Origin of the sequence: Gracilibacillus sp. D59, from assembly GCF_052246695.1 — a bacterium.
Lineage (GTDB): Bacteria > Bacillota > Bacilli > Bacillales > Amphibacillaceae > Gracilibacillus.
Genome location: NZ_JBQQCK010000001.1, coordinates 69,041 through 92,386 on the forward strand (window position 1 = coordinate 69,041; position 23,346 = coordinate 92,386).

Consider the following 23,346-nt stretch of genomic DNA (forward strand, 5'->3'; position numbering starts at 1 on the left):
CTACTTAAAGACATCTTTCACACTATAATATTCACCATTCTCGATGGATTCTTCTTCTAACAGGTGATCTACTAATACTTTTGCGACCACATCTGTATCACGGAGTTTATTTTCTGCTTTATAATTTTTAAATTGATCAACATCAACAAATTGACTTGGGTCTGCTGAGCGAATTTCACCTTGCATATCAGTATCCATAATACTTGGATCAAATAGAAATACTTTGTTTCCAGTCTCCAATTTTTCTTGTTCCAATGCTACTGTATCAGTATACCGATCAAGGCCTGCTTTCGTACTTCCATAAGCATTCCAGCCGTAAACGGAGCGATTGGCTGCACCTGACGTTACATTAGCAATAACCAATGACAAGTCGGAATCCCGCCACGCATTCAACCATAAGTTAGTGACTACCATAGGGGATAACAGATTAACATGTACATGAGTAGTTAGCTTTGCCGTGTCTTGTTTGCCCACTTGTTCAATAGGTGTGACTACCGCAGCATTCTGAATTAATTGTAGTGATTCTACTGGCTGCTCCTTCAAAAAGGAAATGATATTTTCAAAAGTTTTTTCTGTTTGTTCCATATCTGCTAAATCAACTTGGTAATGCTTATAGCTTCCAGGTAAATCAGCATTTTCCAGTTCCTGATTTCTCCCTCTAGCAAGGCCAATCACATTTACCGATGCTTCCATTAACAGTTTAGCTATCGATGCACCAAGACCTTTTGATGTTCCTGTTACAACCGCATAATTCAAGTGATCACCTCATTTTTTTGATTGATCTAATGCATGTTTCATTGTTGAAATAATATCATCAGCATCTTCTATCCCTACAGAAATTCTGACCAAACCTTTTGTAATTCCTAATGCTTGTTGGGACGACTCTGGCAAATTTCGGTGAGAAGTTCCGATTGGATAAGATACCGTAGTTTCTACTCCAGCCAATGTCGCAACAATTTTAATCCAATCTAATGATTCAAAAAACGTAGCAATATCAGCATTGTTGGTAATATCAATCGTCACAATAGCACCATTTCCTTTATCAGAAACATATTCCGGATAATAGACTTTATCTACTGCAGGGTGTTCGGCAAGTGCTTCTGCTAATTGAGCTGCATTTTTAACGTGACGTTCCATACGGACACTTAGTGTTTTTAGACCTCTTACTGTTAACCATGCCTCAAACGGACTTAAATTGGAGCCTAAATTGACCATTTTTGTTTTTGCCTTTGCAATCAATTCTTCCTCTCCGGCTAAAACACCTGCCGTGATGTCACTGTGCCCCCCTAAATATTTCGTTGCACTATGTACTACAAGGTTAACTCCTAGTGAATATGGTTGTACTAAATAAGGAGTTGCAAATGTATTATCCACCATTGTCTTGAGGTTATGTTTGTTCGCAATTGCGACTACCTTTTCTAAATTCTCTACTCGTAAAAGTGGATTCGTAATCGATTCTGTATAAAGTAGTACCGTGTTTTCTCGAATTACGTTTTCCAAATCGTTCTCGAAGGAGACAAAACTTACCTCTATGCCAAATGAAGTTAGTTCATTTGCTAACAATTCATAGGTACCACCATATAGATCTTCTGATGCTATCACATGGTCTCCTGCTTTAGCTACCGAAAGAATCCCAACCATAATTGCTGAAAGTCCGGATGAAGTTGCAATTCCTGCAGGAGCTGCTTCTAGGTTTGCTACAGCTTGACCTAGTTCATCTGTATTGGGGTTTCCTACTCTTGTATAGAGATATTCGCGATCACCATTATAGAATTTCTCGATATCTTCTAAGTTTTTAAAAGTAAAAGCTGAGGTTTGATGAATAGGTGTAACTTTTGTCGGTACACCTTCTTCTCTTTTCATTGTAACGTGCACAGATTTCGTATCAAATCCTTGTCCCATTTGTTGCTCGTCCTCTCTATCTAAACATTCTGACTTCTTTACTTTAACGTAAAAATCAAGTTTTTCCAATAAGAAAAACTCGACCTTTTATCTTGCTTATTTTTGCACATCTATTATACGTTAAAATTTTAGTCTCTTAACCAGGCTAAACACATTGTACCGTAACCAGTGTGCACACCAGCAACTGGTACTAGAGTTTGAATGTTAACTTTTAATTCCGTATGCATCTTTTCAATTTCATCTTTCCATTTATGTGCTTGATCTTTGACACCTGCATGTAATATGCAAATTTCTTTCAAATGATATTTGTCCATTGCATCATCTAATAATTGAAACATTTTTCGTTTCGCTCTCTTTTTAATTCGTACTTTGTCCTTGATGATAACCTTTCCGTCATCAAAACCAAGTATTAAGTGAATATTTAATAATGACGCAAAAATAGATTGTGCCGCACTTACTCTTCCGCTTTTTCTAAGTTGTTCAAAACTTTGAGGCATTAAATACATCTGAGCAAAATCTGGATAAGACCTCAGTTTATGCACAATATCAGCCATGCTACGCCCTTCTTTCATCATTTGTACACCATTTCGAATCATTTTACCTAACGCAAAATCCCCTATTTTTGAATCAATCACCTCTACATCAAAACCGACCATTTCTGATGCGGAAATCGAACTTTGATAAGTTCCAGTTAGTTGGCTAGAAGCATGAATTGCGATACCGCAATCATACTCTTCCTTTAATCGCTCATATAACGAAATAAAGTCACCATAAGCAGGTTGACTTGTTTTTGCGTCATCACCATGTTCTTTTAATATTTGATAAAACTCTTCTTTCGTTAAATCCACTTCTTCTTTATACGTTTTACCATTGATAATTACATTTAAAGGAATAATAAAAATATCATGTTGTTCCGCATATTCTTTATCTAAACCACATGAGCTGTCGGTAATCCATGCTATTCTCTTCAAGATACTCGCCCCATTTCTTGCACACCAGTGTGTGCGATAAGTAATTAGCTTCTATTCTACTTGATATAGGTAGTCAAGTAAATCGACAAATTACGCAAAACAGTAATAATTCTATTACAGTAGCGAACACAACAATAAAGTTTAGGTTTACAAAGTCCAATTGATCAACTTTTGCCCTATGATCAAGACGATGTGTATCACCTATTATTATTTTTTGCCAGAAATCAGTTTTTCAAACCTATGGTATACATCGCCCCTCATATCAGTTGAATAATCACAGAAAGTACTGTACCATATTTCAGAATATCCTCTTCTGCCCTTTATTTGATGCTCATCATACCTTATCGAAGAAAGGATTAGATGTAATGAAATTCCAACTTGTTTTGGATGTAGGTGGCGTACTTGCGACTGATTTAGACCTCTTTTGGGAGGAACTAATCAATAAGGCAAATCTTCCTTATAATAAAATTCGGGCAATTTATAAAAAAGAAATTCGCGAACAGCTATGGGAAGGTAACATTTCAGAACGTGAATTCTGGCAATGGCTTGACAGAACTTTTCCCGGAATCAACTTAGAATATTTACAATCTGTTATGCAGAAAAGTTTAGTGGAACTCGAAGGCATCCATCACGTAGAAAAATGGAGTACTGTCAGCGATATACATATTTTGAGTAACCACCGCACTGAATGGCTTCAACCAGTTATTAACCAGCTTCGTCCTTATTTAACAAGTATCACTGTATCTGCAGAAGTTGGTGTAGCTAAGCCAGACCTGGGTATATATGAGATTTGCAATAAACAATTAGATCCTCATCGTCCCAGTTTATTTGTTGATAATAAAAAGGAAAATTTGATACCTGCTGTTGAACTTGGATGGCAAACCATTCATGCAGATCCAAATAATGAATGGATCTCAAAAGTGAACAGAATCCTGCTTAGGAGAAATCATTAATGCTTGGATACAGATGGAACCGAAATATTTACGATATCAGTCAACTTCGCGGGTAATTCTCTATCAACTTTTAATGATGCTCTATCAACTTCGAGTAATTCTCTATCAATTTTTAATGATTCTCTATCAACTTTCGATGATGCTCTATCAACTTCGGGTAGTTCTCTATCAACTTTAGGCTGCACGAACCATTAAGGTTACTGCAGCCCCTTTTTATCTTGCCTAATGCATGGATGCGTGTCCTGAGGTTAATACCCAAATCGAACCGAAGACAATTATTAATGCTAGGATAATACTGTTGACCATATTGATCACATTAATAATCCCTTCTTTTCCTTCTGTCACGTGCATAAACATAAACAGTTGAATTATAGCTTGAAAAATTGCCAATATTCCGATCACCCATAAAATAATGCTACTGGAAAAATCGGTGTAAAATGCTACAAAAACGGCTAGTAATGTTAGTGCAATTGACAGGATAAAACCAACTAACAGATTCCAAGGAAAACCATGAGTTTTTGCACTCATTTACATCACCATTCCTTTCAAGTAGACGAACGTGAAAATAAAGATCCACACAACGTCTAAAAAGTGCCAATATAAACTTGCAATAAATAACTTACTGGATGTTTTCACCGTAATACCGCGGCGAACAAGTTGTACAAGCAATAAGCTAATCCAAATAATCCCGAATGTCACGTGTGCCCCGTGTGTTCCTAATAATGTGAAAAAGGCAGCTGTAAAACCACTTGTTTGAATTGTTGCACCTTCATGAACATAATGGATAAACTCATTTATTTCCATGTATAGGAATCCTGCTCCAAGTAGCAATGTTACAATCATCCAAATGAGTAATCCTTTTTTATCGTGATTACGCATGGAATGAATGGCTAATCCACTTGTAAAACTACTTGTTAACAATAGAAATGTTTCAATCAAGACATCCTTTAGAACAAAGATCTCTTCACCTGTTGGTCCACCAGCTGTGTTATGCTCTAGAACGAAATAAGAAGCAAACAATGTGGAGAAAAGGACAATTTCAGCACCAAGGAAGACCCAAAAGCCTAAAATATTCATTTGAGTTTGTTCTGATTGATACTCTAATGGTGTTGTATGGGATGTCATTGTAAATCACCTCTCCACTCTCTTTCTTCTTCTTCTAATTCTTCAACTGGAATATGATAACCATCATCATAATCAAAGGAATTGGCAACTAAGCCAACAACTATACCAATCGCTGAAATAATAGCTAGTGTGAACCATTCAAAGACTAAGAAAAATCCAACTAAGCCAAATGCTGCTGCTAATACAATCGGTGTCCACGAATTACTTGGCATATGAACAGGTTTTAAGTCTTTTTTCTTTATACCTGTTTTATCTTTTTTCTTCTTGTACCAGAAATCATCTAAATTCTCCACCTCTGGAACAATCGCAAAATTATAATGTGGTGCTGGTGAAGCAGTTGCCCACTCTAGCGTACGAGCGTTCCACGGATCATTATCGACATTTCTAGATGCATAACGGAAACTCCAGTAAATGTTGTAACATAGTGCTGCAAATCCTGCTGCCATCACAAGTGAACCGACTGCTGAGAAGCCTAGCCATGCACCCCATCCAGTACTTTCAGCATACGTGAACATACGACGTGACATACCGTCTAGTCCAACGAAGAACATCGGCATAAATGTCATATTGAAGCCAATAACAAATAACCAAAAATGCCATTTGCCAATTTTTTCGTTCAGTTTGAAACCGAACATTTTTGGCCACCAGTAGTAAAGTCCGGCAAATACCGCAAATACAACACCCGGTATTAATACATAGTGGAAGTGTGCTACTAAGAACATCGTATTATGGTATTGATAGTCTGCTGCTGCCATCGCAAGCATAACACCTGTTACCCCACCGATAGTGAAACATGGGATAAATGCTAATGACCATAACATAGCTGTCGAAAATTCAATCCGGCCTTTCCTCATCGTGAATAACCAGTTAAATATTTTTACACCAGTCGGTATCGCGATCATCATCGTTGTTAGAGAGAAGATCGAGTTAACCGCTGCACTGTTGCCCATTGTATAGAAGTGGTGTACCCACACCAACATACTTAAGAATGCAATACCTGCGATCGCAAATACCATCGATTTATATCCATACAAATTCTTTCTTGAAAATGTTGCAATGACTTCTGAGAACATACCGAATGCCGGTAATACCACAATATATACTTCCGGGTGCCCCCATAACCAGAACAAGTTCAGCCATAACATTGGATCGCCGCCAGCTGCTACTGTGAAAAAGTGTGTACCGAATAATCGATCTAATGTCATGAATAGTAATGCAATCGTAAGAATCGGAAATGCAGCTACGATAATAATCGATGTAATAAACGTTGACCAAGTAAAAATCGGTAGTTTCAACCAAGACATACCTGGTGCTCGCATTTTAATAATCGTTACGACAAAGTTAATTCCTGTTGCTAACGTACCAATCCCAGCTATTTGCAGAGAAACGGCATAATAGTTATTTCCGACTCCAGGAGTGAATTCCTTACCTGCTAATGGAAAATATGATGTCCATCCTGCGTCAGGTGAACCACCGATAACAAATGAAAGGTTAAATAACATAGCCCCTGCAAAGAATATCCAAAAACTGAAGGCATTCAGCTTCGGAAATGCCACATCTCGTGCTCCTATTTGCAATGGAACAACGACGTTCATAATACCTATCAACATAGGCATCGCCATGAACAGGATCATGATAACGCCATGCGTTGTAAATATTTCATCATAGTGTTGTGCATCTAATAAATCCAATTCAGGTCTGGATGTTTGAGCCTTCATTAATAGTCCATCCACACCACCTCTGAAGAACATGAGCACTCCAGCTAAAATATACATTATACCGATTTTTTTATGATCAACAGTTGTAAACCATTCGCTCCACAACCATTTCCATCTTTTTAAATACGTAATTAAAGCAACTAGACCAACCATTGTTAGACCAATTGCAATCTGTGATGCCAAAATTAAAGGATCACCAGTAACAAAAAATTCATCTAATGACATGTTGTTCACCACCTCTTTTAATGATGTGAGTGATCTGTCGTTGCAGATTCACTTGTTTCTTCCGTATCTTGAGTTTCGCTTTCTTCCTGGTCATTTTCCTGACCTTCTTCGCCCTCTCCATGGTCAATTCTATATAGTTCTGGATTGATATATTTTTCCGAACCACCTTTAGAATGATCAATCCATTGTAAATGGGTTCCGTTAAATGTCATACGTCCTAACACACCTGGTTCAAGGATTTCACTATATTTTTCTTCGGATAAATCCATTGCCGTGTTATGCACTTCATGTACCCATTCATTAAAATCTTCCTCTGTTTGTGCTTGAACTTCAAACTCCATGTGGGCATATCCTCGGCCATTAAAGCTTGTGTTTCTTCCATAAAAAGAACCTGGTTTATCTGCTACTAAGTACAGGTTGGTTTGCATATTGGCCATCGTATATTTCTGTCCACCTAGTTCAGGTACCCAAAATGATTGCATCGTTCCTGCAGAAGTCATTTTGAATTGAACTGGATGACCTGCTGGAATATTAATATAATTCACTGTTTCAATATCCTGTTCCGGATAACTAAAAATCCATTTCCAATCTGCAGATGTTACATGGATAACTAGTGGCTTTTCATCTTCATAACCTTTGGGAACATCTTCGACCTCATAGATCGTCTTCATCGTTGGAATCATTAAGGCAATAACGATAAGGACTGGGATTGTAAACCAGGTTATTTCAAGAAGATGATTTCCTTTTTCCTCTTTCGGTTCAAAATCACCGTCATTCTTTCGAGCTCGGTATTTCCAAACAATGTAGCCAAATAACACAAAAACAACGACTACAATGACTAACATAAAAATAATCGAATAAACAATTAAATCTGTTAAACTTCTTGCAATAGGACCTTTAGGATCAAAGACGAGCAATTTTGATTCACAGCCTGCAAGCAAAACAGGAATTAACAATAAAGTGAGTGCGTACATAAGCTTCTTCATTGCATTCATGGTGTTACTCCTTTCGTCAAAAAACATTCTATTACTTTACATACCCTTTTGTTTAAATAAGTAAGATTACATCTGTTTTTCATTGTGACAGGTAAATGTGATGAAAGTATGATGAAGCAACAAATGTCATAATTTGTTCAAAATAAAATGAGACTATGATCAGTAGGGTTTTGCCCCATCACTGAGTGAAACTTGCATGTTGGCTCTTACTTAGGTTACTTGAAACCTGAAGTGGGGGTCTTACCAGATGATTAGCACCGGAATAATGCCATCCATTTTACTAATAGTGCATTTTTCTATACTATTTGAGTAGAGACAAAATTGAAGTTTGAGAGGGATAGCGATGAAGACGATATTAATTGTCGATGACGAAAAACAAATGAGAACGATGTTAACCTTATATTTACGAAATGAATTCAAATTAATAGAAGCTGAGAATGGTAACGAAGCAATTCATACATTAAAACAGAATGAGATAGACCTCGTATTGTTAGATATTATGATGCCCGCCTTAGACGGAATAGAAGCATGTAAGCAAATGAAAACAATCAAACCGGACATACCAATCATCTTACTTACCGCATTAAACGAGACCTCTCAAAAAGTGGAAGGTTTAACAATTGGTGCAGACGACTACGTGGTAAAACCATTTGAACCGGAGGAATTGTTAGCACGCATTCAAGTACAGCTCCGGCATTATCAAAAAGGTGAACAGGCAAAAACCATACAGTTCAAAGAATTAAAAATTGATCCCCTTTCCCATACCGTTACCGTTAAAGGAAAGGAAATCAAATATAGTCCCAAAGAATTTGATTTACTCTATCTGATGGCATCCCATCCAAATCGGGTGTATACGAGGGAACAACTGTTGGATTTGATATGGGGATTAGATGATATTGTCGATATTAGAACAGTGGATTCACATGTACGATACGTTAGAGATAAATTGAAGAAAGCTGGCATCTCCCACCAACCGATTGAAACTGTATGGGGTGTTGGTTACAAATTTGACCAGGAGGATAACAATGAAACTAAATAGTGTTGTTTTTAAGCTTGGAGCAACCATCTTATTTCTACAACTCATTATATTAATTCCACTTGGGTATATTATTTTACAACTCATTTTAAACTACTCGGTAAATCAGACCGAGCAACAGCTCGTACAATTGTCTGAAAAATACGCCACACAAGTAAACAATGTAGAAGATCCAGATAATCTCCAACTGCTGGAACATCTAACAGATATGACTGATACAAGTGCGGTTATTCTGGACCAAAATGGAGAAATAGTTTTACAAACAAACTGGCATGAAGATATCACCAATGAAGTACTCGCCAATCCGCAAATCAAGCAATTAGAAGAAGGAGAAACGATTGTGGAAGAGTATACCTTTAACAGCACTACTTATTTAAAAGTAGCCCAGCCAATCACAAATCAAAATGGTATACAAGGAAGTGTCGTTTTATTCTCTTCATTCGGACTCATCAGTAATTCGATTCATAATATTATCTTTTTAGTAATTTTAGCAAGCTTAGGAGCAGTTGCCTTAGCAATTGGATTCACCTTTTTCATATCAAAAAAATTAGGTGCACCATTAATCGTGATGGAGAAAGCTGCCAAACAAATAGCCGAAAAAAAGAACTTCTCCTTACGTGTCGATTATAAAGCGAATGATGAGATTGGCTCCCTGGCCCATGCAATCAATCATCTTTCCGAGACATTGGAACGTTATCAGACAAACCGGAATGAGTTTTTTTCCAATATCACACACGAACTGAAAACCCCTTTAACTTATGTAAAAGGGTATGCCAACGCTGTTCGTCATGAGATGTATCAAAGCAAAGAGGAACGAGATGAGTTCCTCGAAATTATCGAAAATGAAACCGATCATATTAGTAATTTAATGGATGATCTTACGGACCTATCCAAAATCGAAGAAGGAAAGATCGATTTAAATAAAGAAGATATTAATGTAAATAAATTAGCAGAAGAAATGATAAAACGATCACAATTCAGAGCTTCTGAAAAAGGATTAACAATGAATCTAGAAGTACCAGATAGTACTATCTTTTTATACGCAGATAAAAACAGACTTGATCAAGTATTAACCAATCTAGTCGAAAATGCCGTCCGATACACTGAAACAGGTAGTATTACTTTGAAAGTAAAAGAAGATCGTGATCTGGTTATGATTCGAGTAAAAGATACTGGTATTGGGATTAAAGAAGAAGATATTCCTTATCTTTTTGAGCGTTTTTACCGTGTTGATAAATCCCGTTCCCGTGCAAATGGAGGAACTGGATTAGGTTTAGCCATCGTAAAAAATTTAGTTGAAATGCATGATGGAGACATTGACGTTGATAGTGAATTAAATAAAGGAACTACGATTACATTACGCTTTCCGAAAGAGGAGGAGACTCAGCATGCGATATCAAGATAAAGTTGTCGTCGTAACAGGTGGAGCAAATGGAATCGGTAAAGCAATTGCTGAAAACTATTTAGTGGAAGGTGCAACTGTTGTTGTAGCAGACATTATGAAGCCATTAAATGCAGACATTCATTTTGTTCAAACAGATGTCAGCAAACTAGAAGATATTGAACAACTTTTTCGATTTATTAAGGATTCATTTTCCAGATTGGATATCCTAATTAATAATGCAGGTGTCTCTACTTTCGGTAATTTTTACGAAATCACAGTTGATGATTGGGATCATGTCATCAATACAAATTTAAGAAGTGTCTTTTTATGCTCGCAGCAAGCTGCACGTATTATGCGAAAGCAATCTATCGGAGGAAGTCTTGTCCATATTGCTTCCACTCGTGCTTTTATGTCAGAAGCGAATACCGAAAGTTATGCGGCAAGCAAGGGTGGAATCTTTGCCTTAACTCACGCTTTAGCTATGTCATTACAAGACGATCATATTACGAGTAATGCGATAAGTCCTGGTTGGATCGAGACGGCTGAGTACGACCAATTGCGTGCGATTGATCATAAACAACATCCATCTAAAAAAGTCGGTAAACCGGAAGATATCGCAAGAGCTTGTTTATTTTTAACCGATTCTGCCAACAATTTTATCAATGGTGAGAACCTGATTATAGATGGTGGGATGACTAGAAAAATGATCTACGAACATTGAGGAAAGGACGATCCTAATGGAATTGCAATTAATCGAAGTCTATATCCCTGTCCATCGATTTGAACGCTTTCTAAAAGAAGTTCAAGAATATCATGTAATCGAAAAATGGTATACGCAAATCTCGGATGAAGAACAATTAGTCAAAATATTAATCGAAAAAAAATACGCAGAAGAGATTTTAGATTTTCTTGAAGTAAATGACCGTGGCCAGAAAGATATACGAGCACTGCTCTATAATATTTCGACGTATGTACCACGGATAGAGGTTGAGGAGGAAGAAGAACAGGAAGAAGATCCTGAAGAAAAACAAAAAGAAATTACCCGCGCTAGCCGTCATGAATTATATAATGTCGTGCAGTCATCTAGTACTTCAAGTTTGAATTATATTTGGATGCTGCTGTTATCTTCTGTCGTTGCTACAGCTGGAATTGTCAAGGATAGTGCTGCTATTGTAATCGGAGCGATGGTAATTGCACCATTGATCGGTCCTTTTACTGCCCTTGCTTTTGCTGCAACATTAGGGGATTATAATTTAATGAAAAGGTCAGTACTAACAGCTTTATATGGGTTAGCAATACCGATTGCAACTGCGATTATTTTCGGATTATTCTTTAATTTACCGATTAATAGTGATGAATTTTTGGCAAGAACGCACATCGGATTGATGGATATTGTCGTAGCTCTTGCCGCTGGTACAGCAGGTGCGATGTCATTTGCTAAACGTGTGTCCGAAGCACTCGTTGGGGTAATGGTGTCCGTTGCATTATTACCACCCGCTATTGTATTGGGAATGATGTTGGGAGCATTGGAATTTGAACAAGCTTTAACACCTTTGATTCTCTTAATGGTCAATATTAGTGCCATATTATTCTCGGCAATAATTGTCTTCTGGATAAGTGGTATTGAGCCAATCAAATGGAGCGAAATTCAGGTTGCCCATACGTCGAAAACCTATGCTCTCATATTCGTCAGTAGCGTAATTTTAATCTTAGCTGTGATGATCATTATCATTCAATTTTAAGAAATAATGATCATCAATCCCCCCATCCCTTCTTCGCACTCGATACAAACTATAAAATAGTGAAAAATCAGATTTGCTTTGTTCCATTCTATCCATAAGGAGTACTGAAATACCGCTCCGGCAGAATACTCCGCTTTTACCCAAAGGGCATAAGTCAACATCTGCTCAAGCAAGCTTTCGCAGTGTATCCTATACCGTGGGCTCGGCTTCAGCTAACTTTGCAAAGAAAACCACTTTGCAAAGTGGATCTTCAGCTCTCGCTGTCCCACAGGAGTCTCCGTATTCTGCCCACGCTAATAACATTATTCTAACTTTTTAAGTGGAAATACTCGAAAACATTCCCGTTTATTATCTCTTTCAAAAATCAGAACACTACACAGAGCGGTGGCAAGATATGCAGACTCCTCACGACGTAGCACGTGTCCGAAGACCCCGTGATGCACCTGCGTCTTCTAGTAACGCTTCGTTGTAGGCTTCCTCAGTGCAAGGGAGCAAAGAAGTTTATTCAAGTGTACATAATTATCTGCTTTCTTTATTTGTAACAAAAACTTTACAATGTAATTCTTGCCGAGATGTACTGGGATTGCTATACTTTTACAGAGAAATTTTGAATACTAGGAGGCTTTTATGACTACAGAAAAAAACACAGTTCGCGACTATTTGATCATTTTGTGGATTGCTACTCGATTAGGTTTCACCTCGTTTGGTGGTCCTGTAGCACACCTCGGCTATTTCCATGAGGAATACGTACGCCGAAAAAAGTGGCTCGATGAAAAAGCTTATGCTGACTTAGTAGCATTATGTCAATTTCTTCCTGGACCCGCAAGCAGTCAAGTTGGCATTGGAGTTGGAATCATTCGCGGCGGTATATTAGGTGGTATTCTAGCATTTCTTGGCTTCACCCTGCCATCGGTTATTGTACTCATTTTATTTGCATTAGCACTACATCAATTTTCCTTTTATGATGCTAGCTTCATTCATGGTTTAAAAATAGTTGCTGTAGCCGTTGTTGCCCATGCGATAATGGGAATGGGTGCTAAATTAACACCTGATTTACCAAGAAAAGCGATAGCCATAATCTCATTAGCTGTCATGCTCTTGTTACAAACAACCATTACACAGGTAGTAATCATCCTGATAGCAGCGGCAATTGGTATTTTCTTTTTCCCAAAACAACTAAAACAAGAACAACCTGCACAACTTCATTTAAACTTATCCAAGAAAACAGCCATTATTAGTCTTACTTTATTATGTATGTTATTAGCCATTCTTCCTATTGCTAGTCAAATGACAGATTGGCAATGGCTCGCAATGTTTGACAGTTTTTACCGTTCAGGTGCACTTGTATTTGGTGGTGGACATGTCGTGTTACCATTACTTGAGCAAGAATTTGTACCAACCGGCCTTGTGACAGAACAAGAATTTTTAGCAGGTTATGGAGCGGCACAAGCAGTACCAGGTCCACTCTTTACCTTTGCAGCATATCTTGGGACAGTAATCGGCGGTATTCCCGGTGGCTTATTGGCTACCGCTGCTATCTTTTTGCCGGCATTTTTACTGATTATTGGCACTTTACCTTTCTGGCATGCACTGCGCCACATATCGGCTGTTCGTGGTGCCTTAACTAGTGTCAATGCTGCTGTTGTTGGGCTATTAATCGCTGCATTTTATCAACCAATCTGGACAAGCACAATAGTAGAAACGAAAGATTTTATCTTAGCTGTGATTCTTTTTAGTTTATTAGCATTTTGGAAATTGCCATCATGGATTATTGTAATTATTGGATTAATCGGTGGCATCTTATTACCATATTTACCTTTTTAGTGATCGGATTTTTGCCGGTCACTTTTTTCTGGACACTTTTACTGATTATCTGGATGATTTGTATAATTAACAGGACAGATTTCTGGACTTCCCCATTCTTCTTGCATATTTCCGTCACTCACTTTATAATATGAATATATGTTCATATATTGTTTTGAGGAGGGTATTTATGGGACATGATCACGGACATGGTCATAGCCATGATCATCATCATACTAGTAATAAAAAAGCATTGCTGATCAGCTTTATATTTATTACGACATTTATGGTGATCGAAGTTATTGGTGGAATTCTGACCAATAGTTTGGCGTTATTATCTGACGCTGGTCACATGTTGAGCGATGCATTTGCTTTAGCATTGAGTTTATTTGCATTTAAGTTAAGCGAAAAAGCATCTAATAGCCAGAAAACTTATGGTTATAAGCGGTTTGAAATTTTAGCAGCGTTTATCAACGGTGTTACACTGCTAGCCATTTCTATCTATATCTTTTATGAAGCGTATCACCGATTTTTAGAACCTCCTAATGTAAGTCCTATGATGCTTTGGATTGCTGTTACAGGACTTATTATTAACATTATCGTAGCTTTTATTTTAATGTACGGTGGTGGTGATACCGAAAACAATTTAAATATGCGCAGTGCCTTGTTGCATGTATTAGGTGATTTATTAGGTTCAGTTGGGGCTATTATAGCCGGACTCTTGATTATGTTTTTTGATTGGAATTTGGCAGATCCAATTGCAAGCATTATTGTTGCTGTTCTGATTTTAGTTAGTGGTTACCGGGTCACTCGTGACTCCTTTCATATTTTAATGGAAGGAACCCCTAGTCATATATCGTATGAGGAAATTGAAAATAAATTGGTCCAGTTAGACGGCGTCATCAATGTTCATGATTTGCACGTCTGGACGATCACTTCAGACTTTCCTGCATTAAGCTGTCATTTAGTTGTCGAAGAAGATGTTAATAGAGATCAGCTACTAAAAATGGCATCCAGTGTAATACATGATGCTTTTAAGATTTATCATACGACGATTCAATTGGAAGGTGTTCATGCAGATATGGAAGATGATGAAAACAATTGTAATTGATCATAGGAGGATGAAGAAATGTCAGATGAAAATTATCAACCACTGGATGAAGAAACACTTTTTTTAGTATCCCAGACCTTTAAAGCGTTGGCTGATCCGACTAGAGTTCGTATCTTACATTTATTATTTAATGGTGAATTATCGGTCTCCAATATTGCAGAACAACTGGATCTCAATCAATCAAATGTCTCTCATCAATTACGTTTTTTGAAAAATTTACGCCTTGTGAAATACAGACGTGATGGTAAGACCATTTATTATTCTCAGGATGATGAGCACGTGATGAAAATATTACAGCAATCGATTGACCATGCGACACATCATTAGAAAATCACCTCTTACCCTCGCGACTACTGATTGTAAAATAGAAAACACATGCGTTTCACTAATAAGCAAAGCGCATGTGTTTTTGAATGTGCTCAGGTTTGTTTTACACACATGTAAAGGATTGAATTCTTTCTGTATCTATGCCGAAGTATATCCAGTTAAATCCAGTCCATCGGTAGCCAGCTACGGAGCGTCTGCCAATATAAGTTGGGTAAAACCAGAATGAATTATATCGACTAAGCCAGACATAAGTAAAACGGTATAAGCACGCTCTCATCGAACCGGGATCTACTGCATATAATTGTGGTCCATCACCAAGCGGTTGAGCTTGCTGTGGAATTTGTGCCGGTGGTGGTCCTGTTGGCGGCATTCCTTGTGGTCCCTGCCCTGCACCTGGTGGTCCAAACGGTGGTGGAGATGGCGGACCTCCTCCTTGTCCTGGACCTGGATAACCTCGTTGTGGTAATGGCATAGATTGACCATCGTCTGGATACACATTTCCATATTGATCATACATATATTGTTGAGATGGATAATATTGTTCCATAATGATTACCTCCTGTCTCTAACACTATATGTTAGACATGGAGTTAGGTAATTTGTCCATATAGAAATAGGCGCCTACAGTTCTTTTACTTTTATATATAAATCATGTGTTGTTTCATCACCTTGAATGGTATAACCTATATCTATTTTCATTGTTTCTAAATTCAATTCATGTTCTTTCCCATACTGATACATCTCTCCAATGGTTTCCGCAATTGAGACCAAGCTTCCTTCGTGTTTGTGATATAAATATTTAGCGGAAGGAATAACGATCGTTTCCATACCTGCAGGAGCTTCGGCATTTTTTTCCACTTCTACACAAATACATTGAGTATAAATTGTGTCCTCTTGTTCTAAGCTTATATCAATCATTGTATCTGATTTCCTCTGTTTTACTTCATCTATTCTGCTTTTAAATTCTTCCCACTTTACCGGCATATCACGAATTAATCCTTTCCAGTCTTTTGTTACTTTAATACCTGTAACCGTCATTTCAGATTTTTCAACGACATTCAATTTTTCCACCTCTTTAGTATTAAAATAGGTAAGACTTTCATTACCACAGGATGACTCGTTTTCTTGACTACTAATCACTCCAAGAAAGCATATCAATAGGAAAGTTACTTTTATTTATAGCTACAAGCATACTTTTTGTCCGATAAAAAAAGAACCAGTATTATATACTGATTCTACATTCTATTTTATACTTAATAATTCCTGCTTTATGAAATATATTTTTTCATCACTTTTGTACCATTACAAGAAAACAAACATTCTTTATCTTCCATTACGGTTTCAATATGGACGTCTCTCCCCCATAATTGATAAATATATGGCAATGTTTTTTCCAAGTAACGTACATCGAGTTCAACACCTTCATAATGATGACGGATATATAACTCACCATTTCGCAAATAATCACCATTATCAACCGTCAAATAAGGAAATCCTCCGTTTAATCTGCTCGAGATTAGCTGATCACGTACATCTTCCCAATTTTTATCGACAATTTTATATTCTGGCCCTTGTTTTTGAAAAAGGTAGAGATCTTCCTTTTCAACTAGATCTTTTGTTAAATAATTGCGCATAAAAGAGATATCAGATTCTATTTCACGAACCTCGAAAATCTTTTCTCTTCCTGTTCCCGCTTCTGCACCGAAACGTTTCATTTCTTCAGAAGGATTGTTGTAACGCTCTTCAATATCTTCAAACATTTTTACCCCAAGGTAATAAGGATTAATCTGTGTTGTCGATGGTTGAACAACACTGGCATTCAATGATGCAAATTCGACCGTTTCATCGCTTGTTAAATCTAACTCTCTCATAATCCGTTGATGCCAGTAAGTTGCCCAACCTTCATTCATAATTTTAGTTTCTAGTTGCGGCCAAAAGTAAAGCATTTCTTCCCGCATCATTGTTAAGATGTCTCTTTGCCAATCCTCTAATTCTCTGCTGTGTTCTTCAATAAATAATAAAATGTCTTTTTCCGGGTGTGGTGGGAAAGATTTCTTTCTTTTGATTGGCTGTTGTGCAGAAATGGGTTGGTCTAAGTTCCATAAATCATCATATTCAGTTCTTTTACGCTGCTGTACTTCTTCCTCATCATTTTTTTGCCAATCTAATTGTGCTTTTAATAAGGTCGGATCAATGTGCTCTTGAATAGATAGTACCGCATCAAGAAATTTTTCAACTTCTTTTATTCCATATTGTTTCTCATATTTCGCCACACGCTCAGCTGTAGCAGCCATACTTTCTACCATATCGCGTTTCGTATTTTGAAACCGTACATTGTTTTTAAAAAAGTCACAGTGTGCCAATACATGGGCAACAATCAATTTATTTTGAATCAAACTATTAGAATGTAATAAAAAAGCGTAACATGGATTGGAGTTTATCACCAATTCATATATTCTACTTAAACCAAGATCATATTGCAGTTTCATCCGGTGAAATTGTTTTCCGAAGCTCCAGTGTGAAAATCTTGTTGGCATCCCGTATGCACCAAACGTATACAATATTTCAGGTGGACAAATTTCATACCGCATCGGATAAAAATCTAAGCCAAATCCTTCTGCGATCTCGGTGATTTCGTGAATTGCTTTTTCTAATTTCTTTTTATCTTCTGCTTTCAAACAAAACACCTCCACTATAATATATGAGAAGTGTTTGAAAATAGGACACACATTCTTAGTCGATTTAAAAAAGAATTAAGTATACAATTTCCTGTTAAATATTATAATTGTTTGATCAAACTTTTTTAAAAATCACATTAACTAATGATTCTTTAGTTATCTAACCTATACTAATAACAATTACCTTCATAAACTGTATTATTGCATGAAAGAGAGGTGATGTTTACATGCGTAAATTCTTTATCGCTCGATTAAAAGGTAAAAATGAAGTCCCACCTGTTACAACTAATGCTTTTGGTACGGCAAAGTTTGTAGTTAATAAAAACAGAACTAAGATAAAGTTTAGACTAGAAGTTAACAACATTGAAAACTTTGTTCAAGCGCATATCCACTTTGGTAGACGAGGTGAAAATGGACCTGTAATAGTATTTCTTTTTGGTGCTGACTTAGAAACACTTGAGGAACAAAATGGTATATCGACAGGTAGAGGCGTTGTTACCGGAACTATTACGGATGACGATATTGTAGAAAATGAGGTAGGTATAGAAACTGTAGAAGAGTTATTACAATTCATGGAACAAAAATTAACTTATGTTAATGCTCATACTGAACAAAATCCATCCGGTGAAATTAGAGGTCAAATTATACCCATTTAAATTTCCACAGTGTTAGTTTTATTAGGCAAAAGTTTTTTAATTCATCCATTTTTTCTTTTATATTAGGTACTTTCATTAATTTGAAAACATGAACTTTTTCTATACCTTTTTAGTGATAGATTCCAGACTATTTTACTATGCTCAAAACCAAATAAACCTTGCCTATTATTATACTTAGACAAGGTTTATTCCCCAAACTTATGCAAGTTTTCCTATCTTTTTCTTGCATTTACTTTCTGTAAGGGTATAACCTGTTATTTCAAACCGATTTAGTGTCAAGAAACGAATCGCTAAATTCTTTTCCTCTTGATTTAAAGCAACAGTATAAACCGTTCGAGAAGGTACTTCAAGAAAATGTCTTCTCGATGACAACTGCTTCTTGATTATCACTGATGTCTAGGGTTAATTTTTCACGATTACGAATATATACTTCGAAGTGTTAAATCATTTAGGCAGGCTCAATGTAAAACATGTTTCACTACCTGGAATGCTATGAACAGTAATATCTCCGTTATGTGCATTGGTGAATTCCTTGGCAATTGATAATCCCAGTCCAAAGCTTTCTTTGTTTCGATTTTGGCTACCTTGATAGAAACGATCAAATAAAAAAGGAAGTTGCTCAGCTGGAATTCCTTTGCCACGATCTATGATAGCAACCGTTACTTGATCATTGTCCTCCCTATACTTTACTCCAATATAATTACCACTATCACCATATTTCATCGCATTATCTAGCAAATTACGTATTACCCTTTCAATCAAATGAGGATCTATCATAATAATATTTGAAACATCTGGTATATCAATGTCAATATTGAAATGTTTAATTTCGAGAACTGGGAGATATTCAGTTATTATTTTTCGTAATATACTTGGTACATTACAGCGTTCTTTCTTAGGTTGAATACCATGCAAATCAGATTGAGAAACTTCAAATAAGGTATTAATCAACTTCTCCATGTATTGCGAGCGACGAACAATTACTTCTGAATGCGCCTTAAGCTCTTTTTCATTGATATACAGTCCATTTTTAATTGAGTCGGCATAGCCAAGTATATTCGTCAAAGGTGTTCGCAAATCATGAGATAGATTCGAGATTAATGATTTCCGTTTGTCTTCTTGCTCTTGAATGTGAGCGACTTGTTCATGGATACGCCTGGACATTACATTAAAATGTTGACTCAATTGTCCAATTTCATCCTGTGATTGATCATCAATTTCTACCTGTTGATCAAGAGTTGTTTTAGATAACCCATCATTTAATTTTTTTAATCGCTTGCGTAATTTAAAAAAGAAAAAATATGTAAAAAAGTAAGGTGTAATGATAAAAGCAAGCAAAGGGACAATAAGGGTGAAAAAAGAAGACCATTCGCGAACATAAAAATAAACAGCTGTTCCATTCATTGCTTCATTTTCAACTTGCAAATGCAAATAATAGGATTGGCCATTTATTTCTACTGGATAAATCAGATTAATATCATGTTCTGGAATCCATAGGTTAAATGGTTCATTAACGAATAAGTCACTGTACTCCGAGAAACTATACGGTTGTGTTCGACCGCTAGAGGAGTACAGAATATGTCCTTCTGTGGTAAACCACTCAAATTGGACAGAAGGATGATCGGAATGATATTCATTCATTGTTTGAATAAGAGAAGATGAAGTGACCTCGTCGGAAAGTGTGATTTCGTTAATCACTTGATTTGCAAGTTCCTCTAATGTTTGATTGGTGTATCCTGTTTGACTAATCTTACCAATAAAAAGACTAAGACTTATAAATAATATGACTGCTAAAATACTACTAACAATAAAATATATCCATAGTTTTGAAGATAGTTTCATAGCTATTCACCCTCAAAACGATAACCAATCCCACGAATCGTCTTAATAAATTGTGGCGAGTTTGGATCTTCTTCTAATTTTTCTCGCAAATAATTAATATAAATATCAAGCTTATTTAAATCAATATAGCTTTCCTTCCAGACAGCAATATAAATTTCTTCTTTCGTAAAAATCTGTCCAGGATTACGCATAAACATAGATAGTAAATCACATTCGGTTTGAGACAAGCTGTATTTGACACTTTTGTTCTCTATGGTTAGTGAATGGTCATTTAAAACAATAGGCCCACATTGAATACGGTTCGACGATACAATGGTTGCAGGACTTTGCTTACGACGAATGTTTGCGATAACGCGAGCTATGAGCTCACTCGGAATAAATGGCTTAGTGACATAATCATCTGCAGTTAGCCCGAATGTTTCGATTTGTCTATTAATTTCTGTAAGAGCACTTAATACAATAATAGGAGTATCTATTTGCCTTAAATTAAGAAAGTTCAATACATGTAATCCATCCGAATCATCCATCATGAAATCTAGGATGATTAAATCGAAAGATTCCCTTTCCAGTAAGGTTAAAGCTTCTTTTCCACTGCTTGCTTCTTTATAATGCATTCCTGCTTCTAGTAAATAAATTCCAACCAAGTGACGAATATCAGCATCATCATCAACGACTAATATACTGGCATGATCCAATATTGTACCCCCTTCTTTTCCAACGATGTATGTAAGACTATTTTATCATAATAAAGTGCTTCCATCAGTGGAAGATATCAGGGTGTTAGGTCATCTGATCCCCGTTTATTTACTCAAACCTTGGAGGGAAGGCTTTACGGACGGTTAGCATCGTGGCAATTAAGGCATTTAGTGCAAAAAAAATAAACCCTACTTATTTTGTACATAAGTAAGGTTCACTTTGTAGGTCTATGCCAGTTTTTCTATCTTTTTCTTGCATTTACATTCTGTCAGAGTGTAACCTGTTATTTCAAACCCTTTTTGTTTCAAAAAGCGAATCGCTAAATTTTTTTCCACATGATTCGAAGCAACAATATGCACTGACTTGGAAGGAATTTCGTGAAAATATCTTTTTAGGTATGGAATTGGAATCACAACTGCTTCTTCTACTTTATCATTATCTGCTTCTTGATAATCACGAATATCAACGGTTGATTTTTCCCGACTTCGATTTTTATCTATTTCCACACATGGTATCCCTTTAACCGGTACATAACGTGTATATAGTAAATGGCTTATAAATACGCTGATCAAAACTAAAACAATCCAAAAGATTGACATAATAAATTATCCTCCATTACCTATGATGAATGGCTTACAAATATCTTACACCGTTACAGTATATTGTCAACCTTTTGCTTTCACCACAGTCTATTGTTTAAGATTTTTCACTTTCTCCCAATAGTGGACAATAGTCTTCATTCCCTTATCAAAATGAGCAATTGGGAAGCTCTCATTTGGAGAGTGCAGTCGGTCATCCGGTGTTCCAAATCCAAGCAATACCACAGGAATTTGATAGATCGAGTCGAACCATTCCACAACTGGGATAGAGCCACCCATCCGAACATATACTGCTTCTTTTCCAAAGGTTTCTGTAAAACTCTCTGCTGCTTTAGTGATCAACGGGTGATCTGGATCCACTTTATATGCCTTTGCCGATAAAGGTTCACGTTTTATTGTTAGTTCCACACCTTTTGGCACATGCTCTTCCAAATGCTTTACTAATAAATCCTGAATTTCTTGCGGATCCTGTCCTGGTACTAAACGACATGTTAATTTGGTAGTAGCTGTTGAAGGGATAATTGTTTTTGTTCCCTCTCCCTGGTAACCGCTATATAAACCATTGATTTCTAATGTCGGTCTTGCCATGGTGTGTTCTTTCGCTGTATATCCTTTTTCCGAAACCGTCTCTTTCACCCCGGTAGATTGCTTGTAATCTTCACTTGGTGCATCTTTAATTAAGCCACGTTCTTCTGAAGACAATGGTTCTACTTGGTCATAAAATCCTTTTACCTGCACCACTTCTTCTTCATTTTTCATTGTTGCTAAAAGTTGTGCCATTGCCATTGCCGGATTTTTCACAGCACCACCATACAAGCCGGAATGTAGATCATTGTCAGGTCCCTTCAAGGTGAATTCCAAACCAGTAAAGCCTTTTAATCCATACAGAATAGTTGGCTGGTCCTTGGCAACCATTCCCGAATCCGAAATGACCGCAAAATCAGCTTGGAATTTTTCTTTTTGTTCGTGAAGGATATCATAAAGATTAGCACTGCCGATCTCTTCTTCCCCTTCTACACAGACTTTCACATTGATTGGTAACGAGCCTGTCGATTTCAGGAAAGCTTTTAATACAACGAGATGCATAAAAACTTGCCCTTTGTCATCACTAGCACCACGAGCATAGACCCTTCCATCTCTTACTTCTGGTTGAAAAGGATCACTTTTCCACTGATCGAGCGGGTCTGGAGGCTGTACATCATAATGACCATAAAATAAAACGGTTGGTGCATCTTCACCGGCTTTCATCCACTCAGCATATACTAACGGATGTCCTTTGGTTTTCTGGATTTCCACGGTTTCAAAGCCAGCTTCAGTTAAATAATCGCCTACAAACTCTGCTGCTTTTTTGACATCTTCTTTATGAGATGAATCTGTACTGACACTTGGTATATGTAAAAAGTCTTTAAGCTCTTCGATGTGTTGATCTTTATATTTTTCAAGATATTCAATAACTTCTTTCATCGTGATCACGTTCCTTTCGATTCTTTCCTTCCATAGTTTAACATGGAATAGGAGAATCATTCACCCAAAAAGTTTTAGGAATTGTTTTTTCTTGAATGTTAAGATGGTGCTTTGAATTT

At 36.8% G+C, this 23,346-nt stretch carries 23 protein-coding genes; 9 read left to right on the forward strand and 14 right to left on the reverse strand.

Annotation, left to right across the window (positions count from 1 at the left end; genetic code table 11):
* The 3 genes from ACTWP4_RS00460 to ACTWP4_RS00470 all read right to left on the reverse strand — a co-directional run bounded on the left by ACTWP4_RS00460 (position 1) and on the right by ACTWP4_RS00470 (position 2,873).
* Positions 1-756 (reverse strand): (S)-benzoin forming benzil reductase, encoded by a 756-nt coding sequence (locus tag ACTWP4_RS00460; protein WP_443126791.1) that lies wholly within the window; start codon positions 754-756, stop codon positions 1-3.
* A gap of 9 nt (positions 757-765) precedes the next feature.
* A complete protein-coding gene (locus tag ACTWP4_RS00465; RefSeq protein WP_443126792.1) occupies positions 766-1,902 on the reverse strand; it encodes a trans-sulfuration enzyme family protein in 1,137 nt (378 codons plus the stop codon).
* Between the two features lie 128 nt (positions 1,903-2,030).
* Positions 2,031-2,873: a DegV family protein gene (locus ACTWP4_RS00470; RefSeq protein ID WP_443126793.1), complete on the reverse strand. Its 843-nt coding sequence runs from the start codon at positions 2,871-2,873 to the stop codon at positions 2,031-2,033.
* Between the two features lie 365 nt (positions 2,874-3,238).
* On the opposite strand from ACTWP4_RS00470, the gene ACTWP4_RS00475 reads away from it, so the two are divergent.
* Positions 3,239-3,826: an HAD family hydrolase gene (locus ACTWP4_RS00475; protein ID WP_443126794.1), complete on the forward strand. Its 588-nt coding sequence runs from the start codon at positions 3,239-3,241 to the stop codon at positions 3,824-3,826.
* A 222-nt stretch (positions 3,827-4,048) separates the two neighbouring features.
* Here the strand turns inward: ACTWP4_RS00475 and qoxD are convergent, their stop codons facing one another.
* The 4 genes from qoxD to qoxA are packed head-to-tail and all read right to left on the reverse strand — an operon-like array spanning position 4,049 to position 7,880.
* Positions 4,049-4,354, reverse strand: a complete 306-nt coding sequence (gene qoxD, locus ACTWP4_RS00480; RefSeq protein WP_443126795.1) for a cytochrome aa3 quinol oxidase subunit IV — start codon at positions 4,352-4,354, stop codon at positions 4,049-4,051.
* Complete coding sequence (qoxC, locus tag ACTWP4_RS00485) at positions 4,355-4,951, reverse strand: cytochrome aa3 quinol oxidase subunit III (protein WP_443126796.1); 597 nt, start codon at positions 4,949-4,951, stop codon at positions 4,355-4,357.
* Positions 4,948-6,894 carry a cytochrome aa3 quinol oxidase subunit I gene (qoxB, locus tag ACTWP4_RS00490; RefSeq protein ID WP_443126797.1) on the reverse strand — a complete coding sequence of 649 codons (1,947 nt, stop codon included), beginning with the start codon at positions 6,892-6,894 and terminating at the stop codon, positions 4,948-4,950. The genes qoxC and qoxB overlap by 4 nt, the downstream gene beginning before the upstream one ends.
* Before the next feature lie 17 nt (positions 6,895-6,911).
* Positions 6,912-7,880, reverse strand: coding sequence for a cytochrome aa3 quinol oxidase subunit II (qoxA, locus tag ACTWP4_RS00495; protein ID WP_443127343.1), 969 nt, complete (start codon positions 7,878-7,880; stop codon positions 6,912-6,914).
* 352 nt (positions 7,881-8,232) lie between these two features.
* Here qoxA and ACTWP4_RS00500 point away from each other — a divergent pair, with 352 nt between their 5' ends.
* The 7 genes from ACTWP4_RS00500 to ACTWP4_RS00530 all read left to right on the forward strand — a co-directional run bounded on the left by ACTWP4_RS00500 (position 8,233) and on the right by ACTWP4_RS00530 (position 15,292).
* Entirely contained in the window at positions 8,233-8,928 is a 696-nt protein-coding gene (locus tag ACTWP4_RS00500) for a response regulator (RefSeq protein ID WP_443126798.1), read from the forward strand.
* Complete coding sequence (locus ACTWP4_RS00505; RefSeq protein WP_443126799.1) at positions 8,915-10,330, forward strand: ATP-binding protein; 1,416 nt, start codon at positions 8,915-8,917, stop codon at positions 10,328-10,330. Before ACTWP4_RS00500 ends, ACTWP4_RS00505 begins: the two co-directional genes overlap by 14 nt.
* The gene (locus tag ACTWP4_RS00510; protein ID WP_443126800.1) at positions 10,314-11,030 is read left to right on the forward strand and encodes an SDR family oxidoreductase; all 717 of its coding nucleotides are present in this window, start codon (positions 10,314-10,316) and stop codon (positions 11,028-11,030) included. Before ACTWP4_RS00505 ends, ACTWP4_RS00510 begins: the two co-directional genes overlap by 17 nt.
* 16 nt (positions 11,031-11,046) lie before the next feature.
* The gene (locus ACTWP4_RS00515; protein ID WP_443126801.1) at positions 11,047-12,051 is read left to right on the forward strand and encodes a TIGR00341 family protein; all 1,005 of its coding nucleotides are present in this window, start codon (positions 11,047-11,049) and stop codon (positions 12,049-12,051) included.
* A 627-nt stretch (positions 12,052-12,678) separates the two neighbouring features.
* On the forward strand, positions 12,679-13,875 hold the full coding sequence (gene chrA, locus ACTWP4_RS00520; RefSeq protein WP_443126802.1) for a chromate efflux transporter: 1,197 nt from the start codon (positions 12,679-12,681) through the stop codon (positions 13,873-13,875).
* Between the two features lie 169 nt (positions 13,876-14,044).
* Positions 14,045-14,965, forward strand: a complete 921-nt coding sequence (locus ACTWP4_RS00525; RefSeq protein ID WP_443126803.1) for a cation diffusion facilitator family transporter — start codon at positions 14,045-14,047, stop codon at positions 14,963-14,965.
* Positions 14,966-14,983: 18 nt separating this feature from the next.
* The gene (locus ACTWP4_RS00530; RefSeq protein ID WP_443126804.1) at positions 14,984-15,292 is read left to right on the forward strand and encodes an ArsR/SmtB family transcription factor; all 309 of its coding nucleotides are present in this window, start codon (positions 14,984-14,986) and stop codon (positions 15,290-15,292) included.
* A 103-nt stretch (positions 15,293-15,395) separates the two neighbouring features.
* Here the strand turns inward: ACTWP4_RS00530 and ACTWP4_RS00535 are convergent, their stop codons facing one another.
* From ACTWP4_RS00535 to ACTWP4_RS00545, 3 genes are all read right to left on the reverse strand, one after another.
* Positions 15,396-15,839 carry a hypothetical protein gene (locus ACTWP4_RS00535; protein WP_443126805.1) on the reverse strand — a complete coding sequence of 148 codons (444 nt, stop codon included), beginning with the start codon at positions 15,837-15,839 and terminating at the stop codon, positions 15,396-15,398.
* Positions 15,840-15,913: 74 nt separating this feature from the next.
* On the reverse strand, positions 15,914-16,354 hold the full coding sequence (locus tag ACTWP4_RS00540) for a GyrI-like domain-containing protein (RefSeq protein WP_443126806.1): 441 nt from the start codon (positions 16,352-16,354) through the stop codon (positions 15,914-15,916).
* A 206-nt stretch (positions 16,355-16,560) separates the two neighbouring features.
* A complete protein-coding gene (locus ACTWP4_RS00545) occupies positions 16,561-17,970 on the reverse strand; it encodes a SpoVR family protein (protein ID WP_443126807.1) in 1,410 nt (469 codons plus the stop codon).
* A 227-nt stretch (positions 17,971-18,197) separates the two neighbouring features.
* On the opposite strand from ACTWP4_RS00545, the gene ACTWP4_RS00550 reads away from it, so the two are divergent.
* Positions 18,198-18,626, forward strand: a complete 429-nt coding sequence (locus ACTWP4_RS00550; RefSeq protein ID WP_443126808.1) for a CHRD domain-containing protein — start codon at positions 18,198-18,200, stop codon at positions 18,624-18,626.
* A gap of 444 nt (positions 18,627-19,070) precedes the next feature.
* Here the strand turns inward: ACTWP4_RS00550 and ACTWP4_RS00555 are convergent, their stop codons facing one another.
* The 4 genes from ACTWP4_RS00555 to ACTWP4_RS00570 form a co-directional block, all read right to left on the reverse strand.
* Entirely contained in the window at positions 19,071-20,468 is a 1,398-nt protein-coding gene (locus tag ACTWP4_RS00555) for a HAMP domain-containing sensor histidine kinase (protein WP_443126809.1), read from the reverse strand.
* Positions 20,469-20,470: 2 nt separating this feature from the next.
* Positions 20,471-21,163 carry a response regulator transcription factor gene (locus ACTWP4_RS00560; protein ID WP_443126810.1) on the reverse strand — a complete coding sequence of 231 codons (693 nt, stop codon included), beginning with the start codon at positions 21,161-21,163 and terminating at the stop codon, positions 20,471-20,473.
* A gap of 228 nt (positions 21,164-21,391) precedes the next feature.
* Complete coding sequence (locus ACTWP4_RS00565; protein WP_443126811.1) at positions 21,392-21,763, reverse strand: hypothetical protein; 372 nt, start codon at positions 21,761-21,763, stop codon at positions 21,392-21,394.
* A gap of 90 nt (positions 21,764-21,853) precedes the next feature.
* Complete coding sequence (locus ACTWP4_RS00570) at positions 21,854-23,227, reverse strand: dipeptidase (protein WP_443126812.1); 1,374 nt, start codon at positions 23,225-23,227, stop codon at positions 21,854-21,856.
* Between the last annotated feature and the right edge of the window lie 119 nt (positions 23,228-23,346).

Bases quoted from the DNA above. Each gene is read 5' to 3' on its own strand.
- ACTWP4_RS00570 (WP_443126812.1), bottom strand. From the start codon at position 23,227: ATGAAAGAAGTTATTGAATATCTTGAAAAATATAAAGATCAACACATC.
- qoxD (WP_443126795.1), bottom strand. From the start codon at position 4,354: ATGAGTGCAAAAACTCATGGTTTTCCTTGGAATCTGTTAGTTGGTTTT.
- ACTWP4_RS00505 (WP_443126799.1), top strand. From the start codon at position 8,915: ATGAAACTAAATAGTGTTGTTTTTAAGCTTGGAGCAACCATCTTATTT.
- ACTWP4_RS00530 (WP_443126804.1), top strand. From the start codon at position 14,984: ATGTCAGATGAAAATTATCAACCACTGGATGAAGAAACACTTTTTTTA.
- ACTWP4_RS00510 (WP_443126800.1), top strand. From the start codon at position 10,314: ATGCGATATCAAGATAAAGTTGTCGTCGTAACAGGTGGAGCAAATGGA.
- ACTWP4_RS00525 (WP_443126803.1), top strand. From the start codon at position 14,045: ATGGGACATGATCACGGACATGGTCATAGCCATGATCATCATCATACT.
- ACTWP4_RS00535 (WP_443126805.1), bottom strand. From the start codon at position 15,839: ATGGAACAATATTATCCATCTCAACAATATATGTATGATCAATATGGA.
- ACTWP4_RS00565 (WP_443126811.1), bottom strand. From the start codon at position 21,763: ATGTCAATCTTTTGGATTGTTTTAGTTTTGATCAGCGTATTTATAAGC.
- ACTWP4_RS00555 (WP_443126809.1), bottom strand. From the start codon at position 20,468: ATGAAACTATCTTCAAAACTATGGATATATTTTATTGTTAGTAGTATT.
- qoxB (WP_443126797.1), bottom strand. From the start codon at position 6,894: ATGTCATTAGATGAATTTTTTGTTACTGGTGATCCTTTAATTTTGGCA.
- ACTWP4_RS00465 (WP_443126792.1), bottom strand. From the start codon at position 1,902: ATGGGACAAGGATTTGATACGAAATCTGTGCACGTTACAATGAAAAGA.
- ACTWP4_RS00515 (WP_443126801.1), top strand. From the start codon at position 11,047: ATGGAATTGCAATTAATCGAAGTCTATATCCCTGTCCATCGATTTGAA.
- ACTWP4_RS00500 (WP_443126798.1), top strand. From the start codon at position 8,233: ATGAAGACGATATTAATTGTCGATGACGAAAAACAAATGAGAACGATG.
- qoxA (WP_443127343.1), bottom strand. From the start codon at position 7,880: ATGAAGAAGCTTATGTACGCACTCACTTTATTGTTAATTCCTGTTTTG.
- qoxC (WP_443126796.1), bottom strand. From the start codon at position 4,951: ATGACATCCCATACAACACCATTAGAGTATCAATCAGAACAAACTCAA.
- ACTWP4_RS00550 (WP_443126808.1), top strand. From the start codon at position 18,198: ATGCGTAAATTCTTTATCGCTCGATTAAAAGGTAAAAATGAAGTCCCA.
- ACTWP4_RS00475 (WP_443126794.1), top strand. From the start codon at position 3,239: ATGAAATTCCAACTTGTTTTGGATGTAGGTGGCGTACTTGCGACTGAT.
- chrA (WP_443126802.1), top strand. From the start codon at position 12,679: ATGACTACAGAAAAAAACACAGTTCGCGACTATTTGATCATTTTGTGG.